At 70.7% G+C, this 7,203-nt stretch carries 7 protein-coding genes and 1 riboswitch; of the genes, 6 read left to right on the plus strand and 1 reads right to left on the minus strand.

The genetic code is table 11. The features are described from left to right. Positions 1-25: 25 nt before the first annotated feature. Together CCL05_RS13355 and CCL05_RS13360 are read left to right on the plus strand one after the other, a co-directional pair. Positions 26-604, plus strand: coding sequence for a helix-turn-helix domain-containing protein (locus CCL05_RS13355; RefSeq protein WP_086560715.1), 579 nt, complete (start codon positions 26-28; stop codon positions 602-604). After that, on the plus strand, positions 601-720 hold the full coding sequence (locus tag CCL05_RS13360) for a DUF6126 family protein (protein WP_040903800.1): 120 nt from the start codon (positions 601-603) through the stop codon (positions 718-720). The genes CCL05_RS13355 and CCL05_RS13360 overlap by 4 nt, the downstream gene beginning before the upstream one ends. 21 nt (positions 721-741) lie before the next feature. On the opposite strand, the gene CCL05_RS13365 is transcribed toward CCL05_RS13360, so the two are convergent. After that, positions 742-1,539: a tyrosine-protein phosphatase gene (locus tag CCL05_RS13365; protein ID WP_086560716.1), complete on the minus strand. Its 798-nt coding sequence runs from the start codon at positions 1,537-1,539 to the stop codon at positions 742-744. Between the two features lie 179 nt (positions 1,540-1,718). On the opposite strand from CCL05_RS13365, the gene CCL05_RS13370 reads away from it, so the two are divergent. The 4 genes from CCL05_RS13370 to CCL05_RS13385 all read left to right on the plus strand — a co-directional run bounded on the left by CCL05_RS13370 (position 1,719) and on the right by CCL05_RS13385 (position 7,017). Further along, positions 1,719-3,794, plus strand: coding sequence for an alpha-galactosidase (locus CCL05_RS13370; RefSeq protein WP_086560717.1), 2,076 nt, complete (start codon positions 1,719-1,721; stop codon positions 3,792-3,794). A 311-nt stretch (positions 3,795-4,105) separates the two neighbouring features. After that, a riboswitch (cyclic di-AMP (ydaO/yuaA leader) is annotated at positions 4,106-4,267 on the plus strand. A 4-nt stretch (positions 4,268-4,271) separates the two neighbouring features. Beyond that, positions 4,272-5,180, plus strand: coding sequence for a M23 family metallopeptidase (locus CCL05_RS13375; RefSeq protein WP_086560718.1), 909 nt, complete (start codon positions 4,272-4,274; stop codon positions 5,178-5,180). A gap of 192 nt (positions 5,181-5,372) precedes the next feature. Further along, on the plus strand, positions 5,373-6,086 hold the full coding sequence (locus CCL05_RS13380) for a DUF6250 domain-containing protein (RefSeq protein ID WP_086560719.1): 714 nt from the start codon (positions 5,373-5,375) through the stop codon (positions 6,084-6,086). 145 nt (positions 6,087-6,231) lie between these two features. Continuing rightward, positions 6,232-7,017: an SGNH/GDSL hydrolase family protein gene (locus tag CCL05_RS13385; protein ID WP_086560720.1), complete on the plus strand. Its 786-nt coding sequence runs from the start codon at positions 6,232-6,234 to the stop codon at positions 7,015-7,017. Positions 7,018-7,203: the final 186 nt, after the last annotated feature.

The raw sequence follows: 7,203 nt of genomic DNA on the forward strand, positions 1-7,203 counted from the left end.
GTCCGCTGACCAGGCAGCGGATGCGTTGCCCGCCGTCGCGCCGCAACTGCGGTCGCTTCGGCGCCAGGCCTCTCTGACCCTGGAGGCCGCGGCCCGCGCCGCCGGGCTGTCGCCCGCCCACCTCTCCCGTCTGGAGACCGGGCAGCGCCAGCCGTCCCTGCCGATGCTGCTCGCGCTCGCCCGGATCTACGGTACGACGGTCGCCGAGCTGCTCGGCGAGACGCCCGCCGCCCGGGACGCCGTCATCCGCGCCGCCGACATGGAACCGACCGCGGCGGGCGGCTGGACGTACTGGCAGGCCGGCGCACCCGGGCGCGGGATGCAGGCCCTGCGTGTCCACGTCCCGTACGGCTCCCAGGGCGACATCGTGCGCGTCCACCCCGGCGAGGAGTGGCTCCACGTACTGCGCGGACGGCTGCGACTGCGCCTGGGCGACACCACGCACCAGCTCGCGCCCGGTGACAGCGCCCACTTCGACTCGCTGACCCCGCACCGGATCGCCGCCCAGGACCCGGACGGCGTCGAACTGCTCTTCGTCCACACCCTCTTGCAGAGCCCCACGGCCGCCCTGTGCCTGGGCCCCACGCCGGGAGACATGCCGTGAAGGACATGGAGGAGAAGTTCCCCCGCGCCCTGTGGGTGCGGCTGTTCATCTACCTCGTCGTGGGCCATGTCTTCGCGGCCTTCGTCTATCTGCTGTTCGAGGTCGGAGCCAAGTAGCCGCCGGGCCGGTGCCGTACGTCAGTCGAGCAGCCGCTCGCGCAGCCGCTCCCGGGTCTGCGGGGTGAGCCCGAGCCCCTTCTCCAGATAGGCGCCGACGCCGCCCCAGGTCTCCTCGATGGTGTCGAAGGCCGCCGTCAGGTACTCGGCGCGCGCGTCGAACAGGGGGCTGAGCAGCTCCATGACCTCGGGGGAGTAGGCCGAGGCGGCGGAGCTGCTGCGGTGCACCTTGTAGCGGCGGTGCCTGGCGTTGGACTTCAGGTAGTCGTCGACGATCGCCTCGCGCTCGACGCCCAGGGCGAGCAGCGTCACCGCGATGGACAGACCCGCGCGGTCCTTGCCCGCCGCGCAGTGCATCAGGGCGGGGACGCTGTCCTCGGCGAGCGCGTGCAGCACCCGGGAGTGCTCGGCCGTGCGGTTGCTGATGATCGTGCGGTACGAGGCGATCATCCGGTCCGCGCCCTTGCCGTCCGAGAGGATCGCGCGCAGCTGGTCCAGGTCGCCGTCGCGCACCATCTTCCAGAACTCGGCGCCGTCGGCGGGGTCGCTCAGCGGCAGGTTCACATTGCGCACGCCCGGCAGCTCGATGTCCGGCCCTTCGAGCTTCTGGTCGGCCGCGTTGCGGAAGTCGAAGATCGTGTGCAGGCCCAGGGTGGCCAGGAAGGCGGCGTCCTCCCCGGTCGCATGGGCGAGGTGGCCGCTGCGGAACAGCACTCCCTGCCGCACCCGCCGCCCGTCCACGGTCGGCAGTCCGCCCACATCGCGGAAGTTGCGCACTCCGGCCAGCTCGGGCTCGGTCGACGGGACCTGCTGTGTCACGAGGGCTCCTCCCCTTCGGCGCCGCCGGCGCGGCTCGTCGACGGGCACCACCCGACGATACGACATGCCTGCCTGGGGCAATGAGTTGTCCACAGGCGTTGCCGGGAGCCCCCGCGGCCCTTGATGATGTCGGAGCCTGGTCGCACCTGGTCGGGCTTGTTCGAATCTGTGAGGCCTTGATGCTTGACATCTCCGAAGACGGTCGTACGTGGGTGCTCTCGGGGCCGGCCAGTAGTTACGCCGTCCATGTCACCGACCGCGACGAACTGCTGCACCTGCACTGGGGCCCCCGGATCGGCCTCGCCGACGCCGAGTCCCTCGCCGTCCGGCCGCTGCCGGACTACTGGCCCTTCGAGTCACCGCTCGACGGACGCGAGGAGTACCCGGTCGAGGGCGGCCCCCGCTTCGCACGGCCCGCCCTGTCCGTACGCACCGGCGAGCGGCGCGGCACGGAGTGGACCTACGAGGGTCATGACGCCGAGGACGGTGAGCTGCGGCTGCGCTTCCGCGACGGCGACCTGGCCATCACGCTGCACTACCGGATGCCCCCCTCGACGGACGTCGTCGAACGCTGGGTGACCCTCGACAACCACGGGCCCGCCGTCGAGGTGCTGCGCGCCGACTCCGCCACCTGGACCCTGCCCGACCGCGACACCTGGCGGCTGTCCCAGCTGCACGGCCGCTGGGGCGCCGAGTCCCGGCTGGAGCGCTCCGACCTCACCCACGGCGAGAAGGTCATCGGCAGCCGCCGCGGCCACACCGGTCACCAGCACCTGCCCTGGGTCGCGCTCGACACCGACGCGACCGAGGAGCACGGCGAGGTCTACGGATGCGCCCTGGGCTGGTCCGGGTCCTGGCGGATCGCCGTCGCCCAGCTCCCGGACGCGCGCGTGCAGATCACCGGCGGGGCCGGGTACGACGACTCGGGCCTGCTGATGCTGGGCACGGGGGAGTCGTACACGACCCCCGTCTTCGCAGGGCTGTGGAGCGACGGCGGTCACGGCGGGGCCAGCCGCGCCTGGCACGCCTACCAGCGGACGTACGTGATCCCGGGCGCCGGCCAGGACCGGCCGGTGCTGTTCAACTCCTGGGAGGCCACCGAGTTCGACATCTCCGAGGAGCAGCAGCGGGCGCTCGCCGAGCGGGCCGCCGCCATGGGCGTCGAGCTGTTCGTGGTCGACGACGGCTGGTTCGGGGCGCGCACCAGTGACCGGGCCGGGCTCGGCGACTGGACCCCCAACCCCGACCGCTTCCCGGGCGGCCTCAAGCCGCTCGCCGAGCACGTGCACGGCCTCGGTATGCAGTTCGGCATCTGGGTCGAGCCGGAGATGGTCAACCCGGACAGCGACCTGTACCGCGCGCACCCGGACTGGGTGCAGTACCAACCGGGACGAAAGCGGACGGAGTTCCGCAATCAGCTCGTACTGAACCTCGCCCGCGAGGACGTCCAGGAGTACCTCTGGGAGCAGCTCGACGGGCTCCTCTCCAGCGCCCCGATCGACTACGTCAAGTGGGACTTCAACCGCTGCTTCACCGACGCCGGCTGGCCGGAGGACCCGTACCCGCAGCGGCTGTGGGTCGACCACGTCCATGGCCTGTACGGCCTGCTGGACCGACTGCGGGCCGCCCACCCCCGGGTGGCCTTCGAGTCGTGCTCGGGCGGGGGCGGCCGGATCGACCTCGGTGTGCTCGGACGCACGGACCAGGTGTGGACCTCCGACAACACCGACCCGCTCGACCGGCTCGCCATCCAGCACGGCTTCAGCCAGATCCACCCGGCCCGGGTCATGGCCGCCTGGGTCACGGACAGCCCGAACGCCATGCTCAACCAGCGGGCCAGCTCCCTGCGGTTCCGGTTCGTCAGTGCCATGGCCGGGGTGCTCGGGGTCGGCGGCGACCTCACGAAGTGGACGGAGCGGGAACTCGCCGAGGCGCGGGACTGGGTGGAGCTCTACAAGGAGATCCGGCCCGTGGTGCAGCGCGGCGACCTGTACCGGCTGCGCCCGCCGGAGGGCGGCCTGAGCGCTGTGCAGTACGTCCTCGGCGACGAGACCGTCGTCCTCGCCTGGCTCCAGGCGCAGCGCTACGGCGAGCCCGTTCCGGCGCTCCGGCTGCGTGGGCTCGATCCCACGGCATCGTACGAATGCCTCAAAACGGGTGAAGTTCACCGAGGGGCCGTGCTGATCCATCACGGGCTGCGGGTCGACCTGCGCGGGGATCTGGACGCCACCGTCGTCCGGCTTCAGCGCAAGTAGCCCTTCTGTCCGAATAGGGAGCGCTTCGGATATTTAGGTATAACGTGCCCCGACTGTAAAGGAGATGAGGTCGGGGTGCGTGAGCATCGTCATATTCGTGACGATGTGTTGTTGCCATGTGCACGTAATTCTGGCGTTATTCAGGGGTATTGCGGGATGCGGGAGATCGGTAATCCACGCTCCGTGACGGAAAAGGTGTCGGCGCGTCAAGAAAATGGCTGTCAGGGGCAACCGCAAGCTTGTTCCTTTGCGTCCTGGTCGCTTACCTTCCACACCAATCCGGACGGACGCCTAATCCTGCCGCCGCCCGGAGCCCGCACACACTGACCCGACGTACGGCAGGAGCGGGGGACCCACAGGTAAGACGCCTGTTCCGGTTCCCGGAACGGCTTGGGGTTAAGCCGCGCCTCGGCGTGGCCGGGCATCTCCAGTCCGCACCCGACAGCTCACCTCGCAGGCGACGGAGAGGAATGCGCCATGCCCGCGAAGGGTAAGCACCGCCGCCCGAAGTCCCAGCGTTTCACCCGCTCCATCGCCGTCGCCGGAACCGGTGGGGCCGCTCTCGCCCTTCCGCTCATGGGGGCCGCCGGCGCTCACGCCGCCACCCCGCAGTCGACCCCGGAAAAGGCCGTCCAGTCCGCTCCGGCCGCCGGGAAGAAGGCCGCCGAAAAGGCCACGGGCGCCCGCTCGTACACCGTGCGGGCCGGTGACTACCTCGCGAAGATCGCCGACGAGCAGAACGTCGACGGGGGCTGGAAGAAGCTCTACGCGGACAACCGTGACGCCGTCGGCGACGACCCGTCGCTGATCCACCCGGGGCTGAAGCTGGCGATCGGCACGAAGGCGGCGAGCGCCCCGAAGGCCTCTGCCCCGTCCGCGCCGAAGGCCTCGGCTTCCAAGTCCTCGGCTTCGAAGTCTTCCGCCTCGGAGTCGTCCTCGAAGCCGGCTGCCGCCAAGCCGGCCGCCGCGACCTCCAGCGGCTTCACCCTCCCGGTGGAGGGCGCCACCATCGGCACCCCGTACCACATGGCCGGCAGCATGTGGTCCAGCGGCTACCACACCGGTGTCGACTTCGTCGTCCCGACCGGCACCTCGCTCAAGGCCGTCGGCGCGGGCACCGTCGTCTCCGCCGGCTGGGGCGGCGCGTACGGCAACCAGGTCGTCATCCAGCTCGCCGACGGCTACTACGCCCAGTACGCCCACCTGTCCCAGCTCTCCGTCTCGGCCGGCCAGACCGTGACGGCCGGGCAGCAGGTCGGACTGTCGGGCGCCACCGGCAACGTGACCGGGCCGCACCTGCACTTCGAGATCCGCACCACGCCGGACTACGGCTCGGACATGGACCCGGTCGCCTTCCTGCGCTCGCACGGCGTCTCCGTCGGCTGACCGACCGCGTCACCACCCGCCTGACACGCGACCGAAGGCCGGACCCCGATCCCCGGGTCCGGCCTTCGGTGTGTGCGGGTACTGACCGGCCCAAGGGATCGACAGCGGGCGGCAGTTGGGACAGAGTGATCCCGACCGGAGTGCAAGCGCTTTCTGGAGCCTTCCAGGCGGATCCCCGAGGAGACATGTCCCGTGCCGACCACTCGTAGAGCGTTCGCAGGCCTGGCCGCCGGAGCCGCCCTGGCGGCCCTCGTTCCGACGGGCGCCGCGTACGCCGCGCCCCGGCGCCGCCTCATCGCCCATGACGACTTCTGTCACGGCCTCGACCAGTGGGTGACCGAACTCCAGGACGGCGGCACGGTCACCGCCTCTCGCGGCGTTCTGGAGATCGACGTGCCGAGCGGCGCGACCGTCTGGTTCAGGCAGCGGCTCGAAGGGCCGTACGTCCTCGAGTACACCGCCACGCCTGTCTCCGAGGGCGGGGTCAACGACCGGGTCTCGGACCTCAACAACTTCTGGAACGCGACCGACGTCCGCTCCCCGGGAGATCTCTTCGCCACGCCGCGCGGTGGGGCGTTGGAGGAGTACGACCACCTGACGACGTACTACGCCGGTTACGGGGCCAACTACAACACCACGACCCGGCTGCGGCGGTACGTCGGGGAGCCCGGGGTCCGGCCGCTGATCTACGACTACACCGAGCCGCTGCTGGTGCCGGGGGAGCCGAACCGGGTGCGGATCGTCTCCGACGGTTCTTCGGTGCGGTGGTGGAACAACGGGAGGCTCGTGTTCGACTACAGCGATCCGGAGCCGTACACGGGTGGGCACTTCGGATTCCGGACCGTGTGGAGTCACTTCCGGATCACGGGCTTCCGGGTGTGGCGACAGACCGCGCAACGTCGTTGACGGGTGATCTATTCCGGAGTTGGCGAACACTTTAGGAGTGGCTTATCTCACCGCCCGTCAACCCTTTCCTACGGTCGCGTAAGTCACATTCGAAGGTGAATCATGAGCTGCTGTGGCAGACGATTCGAAGAGTGACAGCAGAGCAGTGATCGGGTCGTACGTGGCGGTGGGGGACAGCTTCACCGAGGGCGTCGGTGATCCCGGCCCCGACGGGGCGTTCGTCGGCTGGGCCGACCGGTTCGCCGTCCTGCTCGCCGACCGCCGGCCCGAAGGCGACTTCCAGTACACCAACCTCGCCGTGCGCGGGAAGCTCCTCGACCAGATCGTGGCGGACCAGGTTCCGCGGGCCGTCGACATGGCCCCGGACCTCGTCTCGTTCTGCGCCGGGGGCAACGACATCCTCCGGCCGGGTACCGACCCGGACGAGGTGGCCGAGCGCTTCGAGCGGGCCCTCGCGCGGCTCACGGCGGTGGCCGGCACGGTGATGGTGACGACCGGGTTCGACACGCGTGGGGTGCCCGTGCTCAAGCACCTGCGCGGCAAGATCGCGACGTACAACGGGCATGTCCGGGCCATCGCCGACCGGTACGGCTGCCCGGTGCTCGACCTGTGGTCCCTGCGCAGTGTGCAGGACCGCAGGGCCTGGGACGCCGACCGGCTGCACCTGTCGCCCGAGGGGCACACGCGGGTGGCGCTGCGCGCGGGGCAGGTGCTCGGGCTGGAGGTTCCGGCGGACCCGGAGCAGCCGTGGCCGCCGCTGCCGGCTCGGGGGCCGCTTGAGGTCCGGCGGGACGATGTGCACTGGGCGCGGGAGTTTCTGGTGCCGTGGATCGGGCGGCGGCTGCGTGGGGAGTCGTCGGGGGATCATGTGACGGCGAAGGGGGCGTTGTCGCCCGCGGACATCAGGATGCGGATCGCTTCTGTGGCGTGAAGGTGTCGTGTGCGGGTGCGGGTGCGGGTGCGGATGCCTGCGGCGGCCTGCGCGGGTGTCGTGGGGGTGCGCGTCGCGCCTTACGCCGGGTGGTGGGTCGGGGCCGCGCCGGGGGGTGTCCGTCCTCGGAACGGCGCGATGGGGGCGGATACCGACTGACTCCCCGTTGACGCGCCAACCGCTGCG

The organism is Streptomyces africanus, assembly GCF_002150735.1.
Taxonomy (GTDB): domain Bacteria; phylum Actinomycetota; class Actinomycetes; order Streptomycetales; family Streptomycetaceae; genus Streptomyces; species Streptomyces africanus.

Coding starts and splice junctions, on each gene's coding strand:
- CCL05_RS13370 (WP_086560717.1), top strand. CDS start 1,719: ATGCTTGACATCTCCGAAGACGGTCGTACGTGGGTGCTCTCGGGGCCG.
- CCL05_RS13375 (WP_086560718.1), top strand. CDS start 4,272: ATGCCCGCGAAGGGTAAGCACCGCCGCCCGAAGTCCCAGCGTTTCACC.